Origin of the sequence: Actinomadura verrucosospora, assembly GCF_039540335.1 — a bacterium.
In the GTDB taxonomy this organism is placed as follows: domain Bacteria; phylum Actinomycetota; class Actinomycetes; order Streptosporangiales; family Streptosporangiaceae; genus Spirillospora; species Spirillospora verrucosospora.
This window is the reverse complement of sequence record NZ_BAABEV010000010.1, coordinates 153,439-172,033: the sequence shown is the minus strand read 5'-3', so window position 1 is coordinate 172,033 and position 18,595 is coordinate 153,439. Positions and strand designations below refer to the sequence as shown.

The following is an 18,595-nucleotide window of genomic DNA, read 5'->3' as shown; positions in this document are numbered from 1 at the left end:
CCGGGTCCCGCCTTTCGTAAAGAGCTTGGACTAAATAACCTAGCAGAGGGCCTCTGCCCTGCCTATACACGTGCTTCATTTAGGGTTCTTCCATGACGAAGTCCGCCAACGCCCCCGTCCGGCACGCGACGATGCGGGAGCGGAACCTCGCCGTCGTCCTGGAGCACGTGGCCCGCCACCAGCCGGTGACGCGGGCGCGCCTGGCCGAGCTCACCGGCTTCACCAAGACGACGGTGTCCAACCTCGTCTCCCTGCTGGAGGGCGCGGGCCTGGTGCGGGACGGCGCGCCGGTGCGCGAGGGGGAGCGCGGACGTCCCGGCGTGGGCGTGTCCGTCCACGGCGACGGCGCGGCCGGGCTCGGCCTGGAGGTCAACGTCGACTACCTCGCCGCCTGCGTCCTCGACCTCGCCAAGCAGGTCCGCTACCGGCACGTCGTCAGCTCCGACAACCGCGGGCGCGAGCCCGGCGCCGTGCTCGCCGCGCTGTCCGCGCTGGCGGGCGAGGCGGTCGCCGCGGCCGCCGGGCAGGGCCTGACCGTCGCCGGCGCCGCGGTCGCCCTGCCCGGCCTGCTCGACCGCGAGAACGGGGTGGTGCGGCACGCCCCGAACCTCGGCTGGACGGACGTCCCCGTCACCGGCGCCCCCGGCCTCGCCACGGCGCTGCCCGCCGAGTACGACAACGAGGCCAACCTCGCCGCCCTGGGCGAGCTGTGGTTCGGCGGCGGCGCCCGGTTCGGCGACTTCGTGCACGTCTCGGGCGAGATCGGGATCGGCGCCGGCATCGTCGTGGACGGGCGGGTCTTCCGCGGCGCGCACGGCTTCGCGGGCGAGCTCGGGCATCTGGTCGCCGACCCGTCCGGCCCCGCCTGCTCCTGCGGCGGGCGCGGCTGCCTGGAGCAGATCGCCGGGCAGGAGGCGATGCTGCGCGCGGCGGGCCTGCCGGTGACGCGGCCGGCCGCCGGGCCCGAGGGCTCGGTGGGCCGGCTGGTCGACCGGCTGAGCGGCGGCGACGCGGCGGCGCTCGACGCGGTGGCCCGGGCGGGCCGCGCGCTCGGTGGCGCGCTGGCCTCGGCCGTCAACCTGATCGACCCGGACACCATCGTGCTCGGCGGGGTGTTCTCCCCGCTGGCCGCCTGGATCCGGCCCCCGCTGGAGGGCGTCCTCGCGGAGGGGCCGGGCTCGCTGCGGCGCGGCGTGCCTCCGGTCGAGGTGTCCGGCCTGGCGGAGGGCGCCGCGGTCCTCGGCGCCGCGGGCCTCGTCGTGGAACGCGTGATCGCCGACCCCGCGCTGCTCCTCTAGAGCGGGCGGTACTCGAACCAGGCGAAGTCGGCGTGGCCGCCGCCCGTCCGGCCGTTGGACGTGGCGTAGAGGCCGATGTAGGCGCCGGTGAAACCGCCTGCGACCTGGCTGCTGAGGTCGTCGCCGTCCACCAGGGGACCGAACGGAGTCCACTCGCCCGGCGCCGCGCCGTAGTACGCCTGGTACCAGCGTCCGTGCGCCTCGAAGCCCAGCCGGACGGGCCCCGAGACGCGAGGACCCGCGGCGAGCACGGTCTCGTTCCCGCGCTCTCGTCCGACCAGGCGCAGCCCCTGGCTCGTGGACACGAGCAGGACGTGGAAGTCGCTGTTCTGCACGAGGGCGAGCCCGGCCCGCTCCTCACCGGCCGGGGCGAAGTCGAGCGAGGTGAACGCGGCGAAGGCGTGGTGCTGCTGGCGGCGTCCGAGGAACGACGGGTTGGCCGCGTCCGCGAGGGTCTCCGGACGGGCGCGCAACCGCAGGTGCCCGGGGCGCTCCGTCAGGCTCCACCAGCGTTCCCGGGGCGTCCGCAGCATGTTCCAGGCAGGGCCCAGTTCGGGCTCGTCGAAGTGGTCGCACGCCGGGGCGGCCGGCCACGGCTGCGGCGCCAGCATCGGGGCGGCGTGGCGCGGCTCGATGCGCCCGCCGGTGACCGGCCAGCCGTCCTCCCAGGTGACCCGGGTCAGGAACGTCTCCCGGCCGAGGGCGCACCGGTCGCGGTGGTGCGGGCGCATCGCGAGCAGCACCATCCACCATTCGCCGTCGGGCGTGTCCACGAGGTCGGCGTGCCCGGCCCCGACGATCGGATGCCCGGCGCCGAGGTCGCGGTGCGTCAGCACCGGGTTGCGCGGGTTCCCCTCGTAGGGGCCCGTGACGTCGTCGGCGCGGGCGACCATCACGGCGTGGTCGCGGGCGGTGCCGCCCTCGGCCGTGAGCAGCACGTACCGGCCGCCGATCTTGTAGAGGTGGGAGCCCTCGGACCAGATCGCCCCCTTCACCGCGCCGTCCCAGATCACGTGCTCCTCGCCGGTCAGGGCGAGGGCGGACGGGTCGAACTCGCGCAGCCAGATCTCGGTGTGGCCCTCGTAGCGTCCGGTCGGCCGGGTGCCGGTGCACCACGCGCGGCCGTCGTCGTCGAAGAACAGGGACGGGTCGATGCCGTCGCCGTCCAGGCGGTGCGCGTCCGACCACGGCCCGGCGGGATCGGACGCCGTCATCACGAAGTGCCCGGACCAGCGCGTCCCGTCCACCAGCGTGCAGACCAGGTAGAAGGTGCCGTTGTGATGGCGCAGCGTCGGCGCGTACAGGCCGCCCGACGCCGGGACGCCGTCCAGCGGCAGCTGCCCGGCCCGGTCCAGCGCGTGCCCGATCTGACGCCAGTGCACGAGATCGCGGCTGTGGAAGACCGGCAGTCCGGGGAACCACTCGAAGGTGGACGTCACGAGGTAGAAGTCGTCGCCCACGCGGCAGACCGTCGGGTCGGGATGGCAGCCTGGCAGGATCGGGTTGTCGAAAGCGATCACAGCGGCGTCACCTCCACCGGGACGGTGAGGACCCGGTCCGGGCCGAGCTCGCGGACGGGCCCGTCGAGCGTGAACGCGCCGCGCAGCGGCAGGTCGGCGCTCGACCGTCCCACGCAGACCTCGACGACGCCGGGCTCGACGATGCGCCGCAGGTCCGGGCCGGTGAAGGAGGTCCGGTCGGCGTGCACCCGGAACGCGACCCGCGCGGCCTCGCCCGGCTCCAGCCGGACCCTGGCCCATCCGGCGAGCCAGCGGGCGGGCCGCACCACCGAGGCCACCGGGTCGGACAGGTACAGCTGCGCCACCTCCGTCCCGGCGCGCCCCCCGGTGTTCCGGACGACCGCGCTGACCGTCACCGTCCCGTCGGTCGCCGCCCGTTCGTCCACGCGCAGGTCCTCGTACTCGAACGACGTCCAGGTCAGGCCGTGGCCGAACGGGTAGAGGGGGACGGGGTCGACCGCGCTCCAGTCGTGCCCGCCGTCCATCAGCGACCGCAGGTAGGTGACCGGCGGGCCGGACGCGCGCCGGGGCACGCTGATCGGCATCCGCCCCGACGGCTCGACGCGGCCCGACAGGATCCCCGCGACGGCCCCGCCGCCCTCCTCGCCGGGGAAGAACGCCTGCACGACGGCGGCGGCCCGGTCGGCGAGGGCCTCGATCGCGTAGGGGCGCCCGGTCAGCATCACGATGACCGTGGGCGTGCCGGTGTCCAGGACGGCGGCGGCCAGCTCGGCCTGCCGTCCCGGCAGCGCGAGCGTCTCGGCGTCGCAGCCCTCGCCGGACGTGCCGCGGCCGAAGAGCCCCGCCCGGTCGCCGAGGGCGAGCACGCACACCTCGGCCTCGCGCGCCGCCGCGACCGCGGCCTCGATGTCGGCGTCCTCGGCGACGAACACGTCGCCCGAGCCCGCGACCCGCACGCCGGGCAGCTCGGCGCGCAGCGCGTCCGCCAGCGTCGGGATCCGCACGCCGAGCGGCATCTCCGGATGCCGGCGGCCGACGTGGCTCGGGAACGTGTAGCAGCCCAGCATCGCGAACGGGTCGTCCGCCAGCGGCCCCGCCAGCACCACCCCCTCGCCGGAGCGCAGCGGAAGCACGCCGTCGTTCGCCAGCAGGACGACCGACTCCTCGGCCAGCCGCCGCGCCAGCGCCCTGTGCTCCGGAGGGTCGAAGTCGAGCTCCGCTCCCTCGTCCGGGACGGGCGCGCCGTCCAGCAGGCCGAGTTCGGCCTTCAGCGCCAGGACGCGACCGGCGGCGCGGTCGAGCAGTTCCTCGGGCACGTCGCCCCGCCGGACCATCTCGATCAGCGGTGCGCCGTAGCAGCGGACGGTCGGCAGCTCCATGTCGATCCCGGCGCGCAGCGCCAGCGCGGCGGCCTCGCCCCGCGATCCGGCCACCCGGTGCCGGCTCTCCAGGAACGAGATGCCGAAGTAGTCGGCGACGACGACGCCCGCGAAACCCAGCCGCTCGCGCAGCAGGCCGGTCAGCAGGCGCTCGTCGGCCGCGGCGGGCATCCCGTCCACGTCGGTGTAGGAGTGCATGACCGAGCGGGCGCCGCCGTCGCGCAGCGCCATCACGAACGGCTCCAGCACGACGTCGGCGAACTCGCGCGGGCCGATCGGCGTCGGCGCCATGTTCCGGCCGGCGCGGGAGGCGGAGTAGCCGGCGAAGTGCTTGAGCGTGGTGACGATGCCGGATCGTTCCAAGGCCCTCACGTAGGCCGTGCCGAGGACCCCGACGAGGTACGGGTCCTCGCCGATGCACTCCTCCGTGCGGCCCCAGCGGGCGTCGCGGACGACGTCGAGCACCGGCGCGAGGCCCTGGTGGACGCCCGCCGCCCGCAGGCTCGCGCCGATCGCCGCGGCCATCTCGCCGACCAGGTCGGGGTCGAAGGTGGCGCCCCACGCGGGCGGGCTGGGGAACACGGTGGCGCCCCACGTCATGAAGCCGTTGAGGCACTCCTCGTGCGCGATCGCCGGGAGGCCGAACCGGTTGGCGGCGGCCACCCGGCCCTGCAGCTCGCGGAGCCGGGCGGCGCCCTCGGCGGCCGCGACCGGGAGGGTGCCGAACACGCGGGTGAGCTGGCCGAGACCGCAGTCCAGGATCTCCTCCAGGCGCGGGGCGGTCTCGTGGGAGTCGTCCTCCATCGGCGCCACCGGCTCGCCCGGCTCGGCCGGCATCGCCCAGAAGCCGGCGAGCTGCCCCGCCTTCTCCTCGGGGGTCATCCGGGCCAGCAGGCCGGCGACCCGCTCGGCGACCGGCAGCCCGGGATCCTGCCAGGGCCCGCGGATCGCGCTCGGGGCCGGGACGGCTTCGGTCATCGCTCCTCCGTGGGGGACGGCGGTGTGCGGGACGGCGGGGCGGAGGGCGGCGGCGCGGTGGAGGCGCGCACGCGCAGGTCGGTGGCCAGCTCCACGCGGGGGGTCAGCGGCGGCCGCCCGTCCAGCAGCTGGAGCAGGGTGCGGGCCGCGACGCGGCCCATCTCCTCCAGCGGCTGACGGACGGTCGTCAGCGGCGGAGACAGCCACTCGCAGGTCGGCAGGTCGTCGAAGCCGACGACGCTCAGGTCCTCGGGGATGCGCAGCCCGGCGAGCCGGGCCGCCTGGTAGGCGCCCATGGCCTGCTCGTCGCTGCCCGCGAAGACCGCGGTGGGCGGCTCGGGCAGCGCGAGCAGCTCGCGGGTGCGGGCGTACCCGCCCTGGTGGTGGAAGTCGCCGTACCGGACGAGCTCCCGGTCGACCTCGATCCCGGCCCGCTCCAGGGCCGTCCGGTAGCCGTCGACCCGGGCCTGCGTGCAGAGCATGTCGGCGGGCCCGCCGATCATCGCGATGCGGCGGTGGCCGAGCCCGATCAGGTGCTCGGTCGCGGCGAGCCCGCCGGCCCAGTTGGTGGCGCCGACGCTGGCGATCTCGGTGTCCGGCAGGTTCACCGGGTCGACCAGGACGAGCCCGACGCCGGCCCGCTCCAGCTGCTCGCGCTGGCGCCGCGTCATCCGGGACGTCACCAGGATCACCCCGTCGCTGTGGTGCAGCGCGGGCAGGTTCTGCCAGCTCGGCGGGCGGGCGTCGTCCTCGCGCACCAGCGAGACGACGACGCCGGTGCCGTGCTCGGCGCACTCGGCCTCCACCCCGCGCAGGATCTCCACCGCCCACGGGCTGTCCAGACCGGCCAGGACCAGGTCGATCAGCCCGGACCTGCGGGCGCGCCGGGACCCGCCGGGCCCCGGATAGTTGTGGGTGCGCAGCAGCGCCTCCACGCGCTCGCGGGTCGCGGCGGCCACGTCGGTGCGGCCGTTGAGGACCTTGGAGACCGTGGCGGGGGACACCCCCGCCTCGGAGGCGATCAGCGCCAGGGTCGGCCGGGACGGGGGGTCCGGCATCTCGTCGGTGGTGCGCACGGGCACGCTTCTCTCCTCCCCGAGGAAACGATTGCGAACAGTATCGCAATGTTTCGCGCTCTCCTAGCCCCCGTCCACGCCTTCTCGGACGTTCGATTTCGGTCACTCGCCGCAGAAGCCTTGACCGTGAGGGGGCCCTTTCTTAGAGTTCCACGGCAACGGCAAGCCCGAAGATTTTCGAAATGTTTCGAAGAGCGGTCCCGCCCCGCCGCTCCAGGCCGAGCCACCCCCGATCCAGGAGGCCATCATGGGCATCCCACCGCTGTCGCGCCGTTCCCTCCTCACCGCAGTCTCCGCGGGCGCCGTGCTGGCCGCCGCCGCGCCCCTGGTCGCCGCCTGCGGCGACGGCGGTTCCGAGTCGGGAGGGAAGGTGACCGTCGAGTGGATGGACATCGCGACCACCGAACCGTCCAAGTCGCTCTATCCGCAGATCGCCAAGGCCTACGAGGCGTCGCACCCGAACGTCAGGATCAAGCTCACCAACCTGGAGAACGAGGCCTACAAGTCGAAGATGACCGCGCTGGTCGCCTCGGGGAAGCTGCCGGACGTCTTCGTGACCTGGGGCGGCGGCGTGCTCAAGCAGCAGATCGACGCGGGGCTGGTGAAGGACCTCACCTCGGACGGGGCGAGCCTGCTCGGCACCATCACCCCGGTGTCGCAGAAGGCGTACCAGTTCGACGGCAAGACCTACGCCGTCCCGTACGACATGGGCATGGTGGGCTTCTGGTACAACAAGCGGCACTTCGCCAAGGCCGGGATCAAGGGCACCCCCAAGACCTGGGCGGAGCTCCTGGACGCCGTCCGCAAGCTCAAGGGCGCCGGTGTCGCCCCCATCGCGCTGGCCGGGAAGGACAAGTGGCCCGGCCACTACTACTGGGCCTACCTCGCGATGCGCGTCGGCGGCATGACCGCGCTGGAGCAGGCCGCCAAGTCGAACGACTTCACCGGCCCGGCGTTCGTCCAGGCCGGGCAGCACCTCAAGGAACTGGTCGACCTCCAGCCCTTCCAGAGCGGCTTCCAGAACGCCGGCTATGACGCGCCGGGCGGCCAGGCCGCCACCATGGGCGCGGGGAGGGCCGGCATGGAGCTGATGGGGCAGTGGGCGCCCTCGGTGGAGAAGGACGCCTCCGGCAAGGGCATCGGCGACGACCTCGGCTGGTTCCCCTTCCCGACCGTCGACGGAGGCCAGGGAGCCGTCACCGACGTGTTCGGCGGCGGCAACGGCCACGCGCTCAGCAAGGACGCCCCCAAGGAGGCGCTGGACTTCCTGACGTTCCTGATGAACGGCGAGAACGAGCGCAAGCTCGTCTCCTCGGGCGCCTTCATGCCGGTCGTCAAGGGAGCCGAGAGCGCGCTGGACGACCCGAACCGCAAGCAGGTCGCGCAGGCGCTGGACGGCTCCAGCGGGTTCCAGCTCTACCTGGACCAGGCCTTCCCGCCCGCCGTCGGGCAGCAGGTCAACGACAGCGTCGCGGCCCTCGTCGGCGGCAAGGGGACCCCGGAAGAGGTCGCCCAGCAGGTGACCAAGGCGGCCAAGAGCCAATGACCCACACGATCCGGGGCTCCGCCACGACCGGCGACCGGCCGCGGCCCGCCGTGCGGGCCCCGCGGGGGCGGGCCCGCGGCGCGCCGACGGGGCGGCGGCTGCGCGGCTGGATGTCCGCCACCTGGTTCCTCCTCCCGGCGCTGCTGCTGTTCCTCTTCTTCGTGCTGATCCCGATCTTCGTCGCGTTCTACACGAGCTTCTTCACCTGGGGCGGCTTCGGCCGGCCGGAGGACTTCGCCGGCCTGGACAACTACCGGAAGCTGGCCGGCGACCCCGTCTTCCGCGGCGACCTGTGGCGCGGCCTGGTCATGGTCATCCTGTCGATCGCCGTCCAGCTGCCGATCGCGCTCGGCACGGCCGTCCTGCTCAACCAGCGGATGCGCGGCCGCGCGGTCTACCGGGCGGTCTTCTTCGCGCCCTACATCCTGTCCGAGGTGATCGCCGGAGTGCTGTTCGGCATCATCTTCCTGCCGGGCACCGGGCTCGCCGACACGCTCGTCGGGGACCTGCCCCTCGTCGGCGGCCTCGCCGGCCGGTGGTTCTCCGACCCGGACACCGCGCTGCCCACCCTGTTCGCCGTCATGACCTGGAAGTACTTCGGCTTCCACATGATGATCTACCTCGCCGGGCTGCAGGGCGTCCCCGCCGAGGTGCTGGAGGCGGCCTCGATCGACGGGGCCGGGCCGTGGCGGCGGTTCCGCGGCGTCACGCTGCCGCTGCTCGCGCCGACGCTGCGGATCAGCGTGTTCCTGTCCGTCATCGGCTCGATCCAGTTGTTCGACCTCGTGTGGGTCATCACGACCGGCGGGCCGACGCATTCCACGGAGACGATGGCCGTCACCATGTTCCAGTTCGGGTTCAAGCGGTACCAGATGGGCTACGCGAGCGCGATCAGCGTGGCCATGTTCCTCATCAGCATGGTCTTCTCCCTGCTCTACCAGCGCTACGCGCTGCGCCGCGACCTGCAGGGCGCCGTCACCTCCGCGGGAGGCCGCCCATGAGGGCGGGCCTCGCGCGCAGCGCGTCCCGGCACACCCTGGTGTGGGTGCTCGGCTCCTTCATCGTCGTGCCGCTGCTGTACGCGGTCGTCTCCGGCTTCAAGACCACGGGCGACCTCACCACGGATCCGGTCGGGCTGCCCTCGCCCTGGAAGACGTCGAACTACACCGGCATCCTGTCGTCCGGCGACTTCTGGCGGCAGCTCGGCAACAGCGTGATGATCGCCGTCGCCACCACGCTGCTCACGGTCGCGGCGGCGGCGCTCGCGGCCTTCGCGTTCGCCCGCTACGCCTTCCGGGGCCGCGAGTTCTTCTTCACGCTGTTCGCGGCCGGCCTGATGTTCCCGCCGGCGGTGGCGGTGCTGCCGCTGTTCGTCCTGCTGCGCTCGTTCGGGCTGCTGGACAACCCGCTCGGCGTCATCCTGCCGCAGGCCGCGTTCGCGCTGCCCATCACGATCATCATCCTGCGCTCGTTCTTCCGGACGATCCCGGCGGAGCTGGAGGAGGCGGCGATCATGGACGGCTGCACCCGGTTCGGGTTCTTCTGGCGCATCCTGCTGCCGATGGCGAGGCCCGCCCTCGGCACCGTGTCGGTCCTGGCCATCGTGACGAGCTGGAACAACTTCTTCCTCCCGCTGCTGGTGCTGGCCGATCCGAAATGGCAGACGATCCCCGTGGGCATCCAGCAGTTCCAGGGGCAGTACTCGACGAACTACGCGCTCGTCATCGCCTACATCGTGCTGGCGATGGCGCCCGCCATCGCCTTCTACGCGGTGGCCGAGCGCCAGCTGATCGGAGGGCTCACCGCGGGCGCGACGAAGGGCTGAGCCCCGCCTCCGCGCCCGCGCCCCCGGCGGCCGATGAAAGCCTGAAAGGCCCGTTCACGAGCCCTGCGAGGCGGAGTTAGCGTCCGCTGGACAGCACTCTCTGGCCCGGTGACGGGAGGAACATGGGCAAGCGAAGACGAAGGGCACTGGCCGCGGGGGCGGTGCTCGGCCCCGCGATGATCGCCGGCGCGCTGCTGACGGCCGCGCCGGCGTCCGCGCACGGCGCGATGATGGTGCCCGGCAGCCGCACCTACCTGTGCTGGAAGGACGGCCTGAGCCCGACCGGGCAGATCGTCCCGCACAACCCGGCCTGCGCGGCGGCGGTCGCGCAGAGCGGCCCCAACTCGCTCTACAACTGGTTCGCCGTCCTGCGCTCGGACGGGGCGGGCCGCACCCGCGGCTTCATCCCCGACGGGAAGCTGTGCAGCGGGGGCGCGGTCGTCTACGACTTCGGCGGCTACGACCTCGCCCGCGACGACTGGCCGGTCACGCACCTGACCTCCGGCGCCGACATCGAGTTCCGGTACAACAAGTGGGCGGCCCATCCCGGAACGTTCCGCACCTACGTCACGAAGGACAGCTGGAGCCCGACCAGGCCCCTCAGCTGGGACGACCTGGAGGACCAGCCGTTCTACAGCGTCACCGACCCGCCGAGCGTCGGCTCGCCCGGCAGCGAGGACGCCTACTACCACTGGAACGCGAGGCTGCCGTCCGGCAAGAGCGGCCGCCACCTCCTGTACACCGTGTGGCAGCGCTCGGACAGCAACGAGACGTTCTACGGCTGCTCCGACGTGGTCTTCGACGGAGGCAACGGCGAGGTGACGGGCGTCGGCGAGGACGGCGGCGGCCCGACCGACCCGCCGACCGACCCGCCCGGCGACCCGGGCAAGGTCTGCAAGGCCGGGTACCGCTCCGTCGGCAGCTGGAACGGCGGCTACCAGGGCGAGATCACCGTCACCAACACCGGCACGCTCCCACTGGGCGGCTGGATGGCCCACTTCACCTTCGCCAACGGCGAGACCGTCGACAGCCTCTGGAACGGCGGCTTCACGCAGTCCGGTCCAGACGTCACGGTCAAGAACGCGAACTACAACGGCGCTCTCGCCGTGGGGGCGTCGACCACGTTCGGGTTCACGGTGAAGGCGCCGGGCTCACCGACCGCGCTCGAACCGCACTGCATGACTTCCTGAGGCCCGGGCAGAACGCGGCCCGCGGCGTCCGACAGGGGACGCCGCGGGCCCTTCCCTTTCGGGGCCCGCCTCCAGGACGGGGAGAGGCCCCGTGACCGGAGCGGGTCACGGGGCCGTTTCCGTGGTGGCCGGTTACCGGACGGGCGGGTTGGCGTTCTTGAGCAGCTCCTGGAACTGGGCGGAGAACCAGTGCCCGGACAGCGGGGCGTCCGCCAGCGCGCCGCTCATGTTGTTGTTGTTGCGCGGGTTGCCGGTGTACGTGGGGTCGCACATCCGGTCGAAGCCCTTGCCCTCGTCGTTCGGGATCTCCTTGCTGGCGCCGTCCGACTCACCCGGGGGCTTCATCCACACGTAGGCGTCGATGCCCGCGGCGGGGGCCGCCTTGGGCCGCTCGCCGAGGCCCGCGCCCGCCTGGTTGCACCAGTTGCCGAGGTGGATGCGCCGGTCGGTCCGGCTGCCGTCCACGTAGGCGTCCACGCTGGTCTTCGGGCCGGGACCGGTCGGGCGGTTCGCGCCGCCCCAGCCGTTGCGGCTCGTGTCGATGAGCATGCCGATGCCCGAGTCGAACCCGTCCTTGACGAGTTCCTGCCGGAACGCCTGCGCGTAGGAGAGCTCGTCGACGTACCGGTTCCAGTCGACCCACTTGGACTGCCGGACGGACGTGCCGTTCACAGTGTCGTTGATGGTGAAGTAGGGCTCCTGCAGGGCCCCGTAGTTGGCGGTGTTGGTGATGAACCCGGCGACGTTGTTCTTGGAGCCGGACGCCTGCGCGACGGTCGCGAGCAGCTGCGCGGTCGGGCCGAAGTTGTCGTCCCAGCCGATCCAGCCGTGGTGGCCCACGTCGAGGTAGTTGTAGACGTTGGAGATGGCGCCGAGCTTCTGCAGCGCGTAGGCGATGCCCTTCTCGTAGTTGCCGTTGGCCTTCATCGTGTCGCAGGCGGGGGTGGCCGTCGGCCGGCCACCGGCGTTGGTGATGAGGTTCGGCAGCGAGTCGATCTCCACGACCGTGACGATCCGCAGGCCCGCGTACTTCGCGTCGCCGAGGATCTGCGCGATCGGGTCGATGAACTGCGTCTTGTACTTGTCGAGGTCGTTCGGCCCGAGTTCGCCGTTGGAGGCCAGCGCGGAGCAGTCACGCCCGGGCAGGTCGTAGACGACGAGCTGGACCACACCGGCGCCCTGGTCGAGGGCCTTGTCGAGGTGGGCGCGCAGGCCCATGGAGCCGTTCGCCCCCTGGATCGCGGCGATCCTGTCCAGCCACACGCCGGTCGGCTGGCCGGAGACCGCGCTGCCGCCCGGCTCGGCCGCGGCCTTGGCCGACCACTCGGGGTTCACGTACGCCTTCACCCCGGCGTAGGGGTTGTCGACGCGGTTGCCCGGAGGCGGATCGGTGGGCGGGTCCGTGGGCGGGTCGGTCGGTCCCGCCGACCCGGTGCAGACGGTCCCGTTCAGCTTGAACTGGGCGGGCGCCTGGTTGGCGCCGGAGTAGGTGCCCTGGAAGCCGGGGTTGGCCGTCGCGTTGGTCGCCAGCGTCTGGGCCCAGCTCGGGCTCTTCACGGTGACGTGCTTGCCGGACTGGGCGAACGTCCCGTTCCAGCCCGAGGTCACCTGCTGGTTGCCGGCGAAGTCCCACTCCAGCGTCCAGCCGCCGCTGATCGGGTCGCCGAGGTTGGTGACCGTCACGGAGGCGGTGAAGCCCGTGCCCCAGTCGTTCGTCGTGTAGTCGACCTTGCAGCCGGCGGCCGCGCTGGCCTGGGCCTGGGCCAGCGCGACCGTGCCTGAGGCGAGCAGCAGGGCCGCCGAGGCGGCCGCCGTGCCGCGGCGCAGGGCGCCGCGGCCGCCGCGCGCGGAGGGGTGTTTCATCCGGATTCCTCCATCTGGTTGGGGTGGGCTCTCTTGCAGTGGGTCAGGGGGCGGAGCGCAGGCGGTCGCGCAGTCCGGCGCCGTACGCGGTCGGGGTGCCGTCGTAGGAGCTGATCAGCGACGGGCCGCCGGAGCAGTCCCAGGTGTTCCACGTCCAGCCGAGGTAGGACGCTCCGCGCGCGTCCAGCCAGGACATGAGCGCGTCGACGTAGGAGTGGCCGCAGGTGTTCTCGCCGATCTCGCCGGCGACGAGCGGGACCTGCGCGGCGACGGGCGCGATCTGCTGGTCCCAGCAGGACGCGTCCTTGCAGTAGTTGAAGTTGTAGGAGTGCCACGCGGCCGCCAGGTTCCCGGTGGGGTCGGACGGCTTCTGCGCGAGCCACTGGCCGAGGTCGTTGGAGTAGCTGCTGCCCGCGACCATGACGACGTTCTGCGCGCCGGTGGAGCGGACGGCGTCGAGGAGGTCCTGCATCCCGGCCGCCTCGTAGGTCAGGCCCGTGCAGGCCGAGCCGCCGTCGCGCCAGCACCTCCATGACTGGGCGTAGTCCATGACCTGGAGGTTGTTCGGGTACGGCTCGTTGAACAGGTCGAACACGACCGCCGTGTCGCCCTTGTAGGCGGTGGCGAGTTGCTTCCAGAATTCCGGTGCGTACTGGGCGTCCGGCATCGGTTTCTGGCATTCCGCGGCCGCGGTCTGGCAATGGCTGTCATAGCCCGTCCACAATCCGCGGCTCCAGTGCAGTTCCAGGATGGGCGTGATGCCGTTCTCTTCGAGCAGCCCCACGTAATTCCTGACGGCGTTCTGGTAGGCGGTTCCGCGGTAGGCGGGCTCGACGTTGTCCAAGCCCAGCCAGCAGTCGGAGTTGAGCGGCACCCGGACCGCGTTGACATTCCACTTCCTGATCGCGGCGACGGAGGCCGCGTCCATCGGGCCGTCCCATATCCCGTTGCCCTGGACGCAGGCGAACTCGCCGCCGGACCGGTTCACCCCGCGGAGGCGAACCGCGGCGCCGGCGGCGTTCACGAACGTGTTGCCGGAGACCTTCAGCTTGGGCGCGGGACCGCCGGGCGGGGGAGTCGTCGGGGGTTCGGTGGTGGGCTCGCCGTCGCCGTTGCAGGCCGTCCCGTTGAGCGCGAAGGCGGTCGGCGCGGCGTTCGCGCCGCTGTAGGAGAACTGCGCCCCGGCCTGCACGGTCGCGCCCGTGGCGAGGGCCGCGTTCCAGCTCTCGTTGGCGACGGTGACGGTCGTGCCCGACTGCGTCCACCGGCCGTTCCAGCCGCCGGTGAGGCGCTGGTTCCCGGTGTAGGAGTAGGTCAGCGTCCAGCCGGTCACGGCCGGGCCCCGGTTGGTGATCGTGACGGCGGCGGTGAATCCGGTGCCCCAGTCGTTGGTGGTGTAGCCGACCTCGCAGGCGACCGCGGCGCGGGCCGGCCGCGCGCCGAGCACGGTCCCGGTTCCCGCGACGAGCGAGCCCGCCGCGCAGATCGCGCCGGTCAGCGCGGCCACCGCCGCGGTGCGCGGGGAAAGCGATCTCATGGATCTCCGCCTTCACGTCGGACGATTGAGCTTGGGAGCGCTCCCACTCCTGGACTGCGGTGAACGTAGAACGCCCCGGACGCGGGAGGGAAGCCTTGTTCCATTCCTTTCACGAACTTTCACGGCGCCTTGCGCGCGCGGTGAGCGGCGGGTGCGGGCGGCCCCGAATTCGGTTTCCTCGCGACCCTTGACACGATGCGCGTCCGATCAGATTCTTGGGAGCGCTCCCACTACTCCCGACCCGGTCCACCCCCTCGAAAGGCCGGGAACCCCCGAAGGGAGTGCCGAAAGCGTGACCGTCACCCACCCCCCGCACGATCCCGCCCTCCCCGACCGACCGCCCACCCTCGCCCACGTCGCGCAGCTCGCCGGCGTGTCGCCGGCCACCGCGTCCCGCGTGCTGAACGGGTCCGCGCGCGTCAGCAGGGCGGCCCGCCTCCAGGTCGAGGCGGCGGTCGAGCGGCTCGGCTACGTCCGGCGCCGCAGCGGCCCTCCCGACCGGGAGTCCTCCGGCACCGTCGCCGCCGTCGTCTGCGAGGACGGCTGCCGCGTCCTCGGCGACCCGTTCTTCGCGCGCCTGCTGTGGGGCGTGCGCCGCGAGCTCGGCGGCCGCGCGCCGCTCGTCGTCCTCATGGCCGGCCGGGCCGACGAGTGGCGGGCGACCACCGGCTACCTGCGCGGCGGCCGGGCCGAGGGCGTGCTGCTCGTCGGCGCCCGCCGCGACCAGGTCGCCCCCCTCGTGCAGGCCGCCGCCGGCGCTCCCGTGGTGCTCGCCGGGCGCCCGCTCGACGAGGTGGCGCTGCCGTACGTCGACGTCGACAACCAGGGCGGCGCGCACGCCGCCGTCCGGCACCTCCTCGCCTCGGGCCGCCGCCGGATCGGCACCATCGCCGGGCCGGCCGACATGGGCGCCGCCGTGGACCGCCTGGCCGGCTACCGGCTCGCGGCGCGCGAGGCCGGGATCGGCGTCAACGGGCTGGTCTGCCAGGGCGACTTCGGCCGGCTGTCCGGCGAGCGGGCGATGCGCCGCCTGCTGGAGCGCCGGCCGGACGTCGACGCCGTGCTCGCCGCGTCCGACCAGATGGCGGTCGGCGCGCTGAGCGCGCTGCGCCGGGCGGGCCGCCGCGTCCCCGACGACGTCGCGGTCGTCGGGTTCGACGACGCTCCGGTGGCCCAGCAGGTCCGCCCCCGGCTGACGACCGTCCGGCAGCCGGCCGAGGACCTCGGCGCCCGCCTGGCGCGCGAACTGCGCGCCTGCACCGGAGGCCGGCCGAACACCGAGCGCGGCGTCGTGCTGCGCACCAAGTTGATCATCCGGGAGTCCGGCTGACGGACCGGGGCCGGCGCGGCCCCCGCCCTCCCCGGCACCACCACCGCCGTGCTCCGCCGGCGGTGGAGACCGCCATGCCCGGACACCGGGCGCGACAGGAAGGAACACAGGTGAGAAGACAGCAAAGATGGCGCGGGTTAACGGCCGTGGGCGCGGTGCTTGCCCTGCTCTGCGGCGGACTGGGCGTGATGGCCCCGGCCCACGCCGCCGCGGTCGCGTGCAAGGTCGTCTACAAGAAGAACGACTGGGGGAGCGGCTTCACCGCGAGCATCGACATCACCAACCAGGGTGACGCGCTGGACGGTTGGAAGCTGACCTACTCCTACTCGGGGAACCAGAAGCTGGCGAGCGGCTGGTCGGCGAAGTGGTCGCAGTCGGGCCAGCAGGTCACCGCCGAGAACGAGAGCTGGAACAGGGCGCTCGCCTCCGGCGCCTCGGTGAACGTCGGCGCGCAGTTCACCTACAGCGGGACGAACACCGACCCCACCGCGTTCAGCCTCAACGGCACGCCGTGCAACCAGAGCTCGTCCGCCCCGACGGTGGCGCTGACGAGCCCGTCCGCCGGCGCGACGTACTCGGTGGGCGCCTCGGTGCCGATCGCCGCCACCGCGGCGGCCGGCTCCGGCGCGACCGTCTCCAAGGTCGAGTTCTTCGACCAGGACGGGTCCCTCGGCGCGGCCGACACCACGGCCCCGTACGGGCTGAACTGGACGCCCGCGGCGGCCGGCTCGTACTCGCTCTACGCCAGGGTCACCGACAGCACCGGCGCGACGGCCGAGTCCGCGCCGGTGGGCGTCACGGTGACGGCGGCGGCGAGCGTCGTGGCGAGCCCCACCGCGCTGACCGTCGCGCAGGGCGCGAAGGCCGCCTACGCGGTGAAGCTGTCGGAGGCCCCCTCCGGCTCGGTCACCGTGACGACGACCCGGACGGCGGGCAACTCCGGCCTGTCGGTGACCGGCGGCGGGACGCTGACCTTCACGCCGCAGAACTGGTCCACCGCCCAGAACGTGACGATCACCGCGGACGCCTCCGGGACGGGCCAGGCGACGTTCACCTCCGCCGCGTCCGGCTACACGGCCGCCAAGGTCACCGCCACCGAGGTGTCGACCTCCGGCGACGCCTACACCCAGCGGTTCCTCGACCAGTACAACAAGATCAAGGACCCGGCGAACGGCTACTTCAGCCCCGAGGGCATCCCGTACCACTCGGTGGAGACGTTCATGGTCGAGGCCCCCGACCACGGTCACGAGACGACGTCGGAGGCCTACAGCTACCTCATCTGGCTGGAGGCCATGTACGGCAAGGTCACGCAGAACTGGGCCCCCTTCAACGCCTCCTGGGCGCTGATGGAGAAGTACATGATCCCGACGCACGCGGACCAGCCGACGAACTCCTTCTACAACGCCTCCAAGCCCGCCACCTACGCCGCCGAGCATCCCGCGGTGAGCGACTACCCGTCGCTGATCGACGGCAACGTCCCGGTCGGCCAGGACCCGATCGCGAGCGAGCTGAAGTCCGCCTACGGCACCGACGACATCTACGGCATGCACTGGCTGCAGGACGTGGACAACGTCTACGGGTACGGCAACACCCCCGGCGGCGGCTGCGAGCAGGGCCCGAGCGCGGACGGCCCCTCCTACATCAACACCTACCAGCGCGGTTCGCAGGAGTCGGTGTTCGAGACCGTTCCGCAGCCGACGTGCGACAAGTTCGCCTTCGGCGGCCCCAACGGGTACCTCGACCTGTTCATCAAGGACTCCTCCTACGCCAAGCAGTGGAAGTTCACCGACGCGCCGGACGCCGACGCGCGCGCCATTCAGGCCGCGTACTGGGCGAACGCCTGGGCCAAGGACCAGGGCAAGTCGGGCGACGTCTCGGCCACCGTGGCCAAGGCGGGCAAGATGGGCGACTACCTGCGCTACTCGTTCTTCGACAAGTACTTCAAGAAGATCGGCGACTGCCACTCGCCCTCGTCCTGCCCGGCCGGGTCGGGCAAGGACAGCGAGCACTACCTGCTGTCCTGGTACTACGCGTGGGGCGGCGCGAACGACACGAACGCCGGCTGGGCCTGGCGCATCGGCGACGGCGCCTCGCACTTCGGCTACCAGAACCCCCTGGCCGCCTACGCGCTGGTGAACGACGCCGCGCTCGCGCCCAAGGGCGCGACGGCCAAGGCCGACTGGAGCAAGAGCCTCACCCGGCAGCTCCAGCTCTACAAGTGGCTCCAGTCCGCCGAGGGCGCGATCGCCGGAGGCGTCACCAACAGCTGGGAGGGCAGCTACAGCACGCCGCCGACCGGACTGACCGAGTTCTTCGGCATGGCCTACGACTGGCAGCCCGTCTACCACGACCCGCCGAGCAACCAGTGGTTCGGCTTCCAGGCGTGGTCGATGGAGCGCGTGGCCGAGTACTACCAGGTCTCCGGCGACGCGTCCGCCAAGGCGGTTCTCGACAAGTGGGTCGCCTGGGCGCTGTCGCAGACGACGGTCGACCCGTCCACGGGCGGGATCAAGATCCCTTCCACCCTCAAGTGGACGGGGCAGCCGGACGCGAACTGGTCGACCGCCACCGGGACGCCGCCCGCCAACACCGGGCTGCACGTCTCGGTGCAGGACTACACCGACGACGTCGGCGTGGCCGCCGCGTACGCCAAGACGCTGACGTACTACGCCGCCAAGTCCGGTGACGCCGCCGCCAAGCAGGCCGCCAAGGACCTGCTCGACGCCATCTGGAAGCACACCGACGCCAAGGGCGTCTCCGTCCAGGAGACCAGGTCCGACTACAAGCGCCTCGCCGACCCGGTCTACGTCCCCTCCGGCTGGAGCGGCAAGATGCCGAACGGCGACCCGATCAACTCCAGCTCGACCTTCATGTCCATCCGTTCCTTCTACAAGAGCGACCCCGACTACGCGCGCGTGTGGGCGTACGCCAGCGGCCAGAGTTCCACGCCGCCGGTGTTCACCTACCACCGCTTCTGGGCCCAGGCGGACATAGCCCTGGCCATGGCCGACTACGGCCGCCTCCTCGGGTGACCAACGCGCGAGGGCCCGTCGCGACGCCTGTCGCGACGGGCTCTCCGCTCGTCCAAGGGG

The 18,595-nt window shown here is 72.5% G+C and carries 12 protein-coding genes; 7 read left to right on the top strand and 5 right to left on the bottom strand.

The window, feature by feature from the left end; translation table 11 throughout:
- The first annotated feature begins 92 nt into the window (after positions 1-92).
- On the top strand, positions 93-1,298 hold the full coding sequence (locus ABD944_RS14360) for an ROK family protein (protein WP_345176276.1): 1,206 nt from the start codon (positions 93-95) through the stop codon (positions 1,296-1,298).
- Here ABD944_RS14360 and ABD944_RS14355 read toward each other — a convergent pair.
- From ABD944_RS14355 to ABD944_RS14345, 3 genes are read right to left on the bottom strand one after another with little or no spacing between them, the layout of a single operon-like run.
- The gene (locus ABD944_RS14355; RefSeq protein ID WP_345176274.1) at positions 1,295-2,818 is read right to left on the bottom strand and encodes a glycoside hydrolase family 43 protein; all 1,524 of its coding nucleotides are present in this window, start codon (positions 2,816-2,818) and stop codon (positions 1,295-1,297) included. The genes ABD944_RS14360 and ABD944_RS14355 overlap by 4 nt on opposite strands.
- A complete protein-coding gene (locus tag ABD944_RS14350; RefSeq protein ID WP_345176272.1) occupies positions 2,815-5,136 on the bottom strand; it encodes a beta-xylosidase/alpha-l-arabinosidase in 2,322 nt (773 codons plus the stop codon). Before ABD944_RS14350 ends, ABD944_RS14355 begins: the two co-directional genes overlap by 4 nt.
- The gene (locus ABD944_RS14345; RefSeq protein ID WP_345176360.1) at positions 5,133-6,194 is read right to left on the bottom strand and encodes a LacI family DNA-binding transcriptional regulator; all 1,062 of its coding nucleotides are present in this window, start codon (positions 6,192-6,194) and stop codon (positions 5,133-5,135) included. The genes ABD944_RS14350 and ABD944_RS14345 overlap by 4 nt, the downstream gene beginning before the upstream one ends.
- 265 nt (positions 6,195-6,459) lie before the next feature.
- On the opposite strand from ABD944_RS14345, the gene ABD944_RS14340 reads away from it, so the two are divergent.
- From ABD944_RS14340 to ABD944_RS14325, 4 genes are all read left to right on the top strand, one after another.
- Entirely contained in the window at positions 6,460-7,758 is a 1,299-nt protein-coding gene (locus ABD944_RS14340; protein WP_345176269.1) for an extracellular solute-binding protein, read from the top strand.
- The gene (locus ABD944_RS14335) at positions 7,755-8,759 is read left to right on the top strand and encodes a carbohydrate ABC transporter permease (RefSeq protein WP_345176267.1); all 1,005 of its coding nucleotides are present in this window, start codon (positions 7,755-7,757) and stop codon (positions 8,757-8,759) included. The genes ABD944_RS14340 and ABD944_RS14335 overlap by 4 nt, the downstream gene beginning before the upstream one ends.
- Positions 8,756-9,583, top strand: a complete 828-nt coding sequence (locus tag ABD944_RS14330; RefSeq protein WP_345176264.1) for a carbohydrate ABC transporter permease — start codon at positions 8,756-8,758, stop codon at positions 9,581-9,583. The genes ABD944_RS14335 and ABD944_RS14330 overlap by 4 nt, the downstream gene beginning before the upstream one ends.
- A gap of 122 nt (positions 9,584-9,705) precedes the next feature.
- On the top strand, positions 9,706-10,773 hold the full coding sequence (locus ABD944_RS14325) for a lytic polysaccharide monooxygenase (protein WP_345176263.1): 1,068 nt from the start codon (positions 9,706-9,708) through the stop codon (positions 10,771-10,773).
- Between the two features lie 132 nt (positions 10,774-10,905).
- Here ABD944_RS14325 and ABD944_RS14320 read toward each other — a convergent pair whose 3' ends face one another.
- Together ABD944_RS14320 and ABD944_RS14315 are read right to left on the bottom strand one after the other, a co-directional pair.
- Positions 10,906-12,636, bottom strand: a complete 1,731-nt coding sequence (locus ABD944_RS14320; protein ID WP_345176261.1) for a glycoside hydrolase family 6 protein — start codon at positions 12,634-12,636, stop codon at positions 10,906-10,908.
- A 43-nt stretch (positions 12,637-12,679) separates the two neighbouring features.
- A complete protein-coding gene (locus ABD944_RS14315; protein WP_345176259.1) occupies positions 12,680-14,173 on the bottom strand; it encodes a cellulase family glycosylhydrolase in 1,494 nt (497 codons plus the stop codon).
- 292 nt (positions 14,174-14,465) lie between these two features.
- Between ABD944_RS14315 and ABD944_RS14310 the strand changes: the two genes are divergently transcribed.
- Entirely contained in the window at positions 14,466-15,503 is a 1,038-nt protein-coding gene (locus tag ABD944_RS14310) for a LacI family DNA-binding transcriptional regulator (protein WP_345176258.1), read from the top strand.
- Positions 15,504-15,649: 146 nt separating this feature from the next.
- Positions 15,650-18,535, top strand: coding sequence for a glycoside hydrolase family 48 protein (locus tag ABD944_RS14305; RefSeq protein ID WP_345176255.1), 2,886 nt, complete (start codon positions 15,650-15,652; stop codon positions 18,533-18,535).
- Positions 18,536-18,595 lie beyond the last annotated feature (60 nt).

What these genes read in the sequence shown, in the direction of transcription:
- ABD944_RS14360 (WP_345176276.1), top strand. Translation starts at nt 93, where the DNA reads ATGACGAAGTCCGCCAACGCCCCCGTCCGGCACGCGACGATGCGGGAG.
- ABD944_RS14350 (WP_345176272.1), bottom strand. Translation starts at nt 5,136, where the DNA reads ATGACCGAAGCCGTCCCGGCCCCGAGCGCGATCCGCGGGCCCTGGCAG.
- ABD944_RS14345 (WP_345176360.1), bottom strand. Translation starts at nt 6,194, where the DNA reads ATGCCGGACCCCCCGTCCCGGCCGACCCTGGCGCTGATCGCCTCCGAG.
- ABD944_RS14340 (WP_345176269.1), top strand. Translation starts at nt 6,460, where the DNA reads ATGGGCATCCCACCGCTGTCGCGCCGTTCCCTCCTCACCGCAGTCTCC.
- ABD944_RS14335 (WP_345176267.1), top strand. Translation starts at nt 7,755, where the DNA reads ATGACCCACACGATCCGGGGCTCCGCCACGACCGGCGACCGGCCGCGG.
- ABD944_RS14330 (WP_345176264.1), top strand. Translation starts at nt 8,756, where the DNA reads ATGAGGGCGGGCCTCGCGCGCAGCGCGTCCCGGCACACCCTGGTGTGG.
- ABD944_RS14325 (WP_345176263.1), top strand. Translation starts at nt 9,706, where the DNA reads ATGGGCAAGCGAAGACGAAGGGCACTGGCCGCGGGGGCGGTGCTCGGC.
- ABD944_RS14320 (WP_345176261.1), bottom strand. Translation starts at nt 12,636, where the DNA reads ATGAAACACCCCTCCGCGCGCGGCGGCCGCGGCGCCCTGCGCCGCGGC.
- ABD944_RS14315 (WP_345176259.1), bottom strand. Translation starts at nt 14,173, where the DNA reads ATGAGATCGCTTTCCCCGCGCACCGCGGCGGTGGCCGCGCTGACCGGC.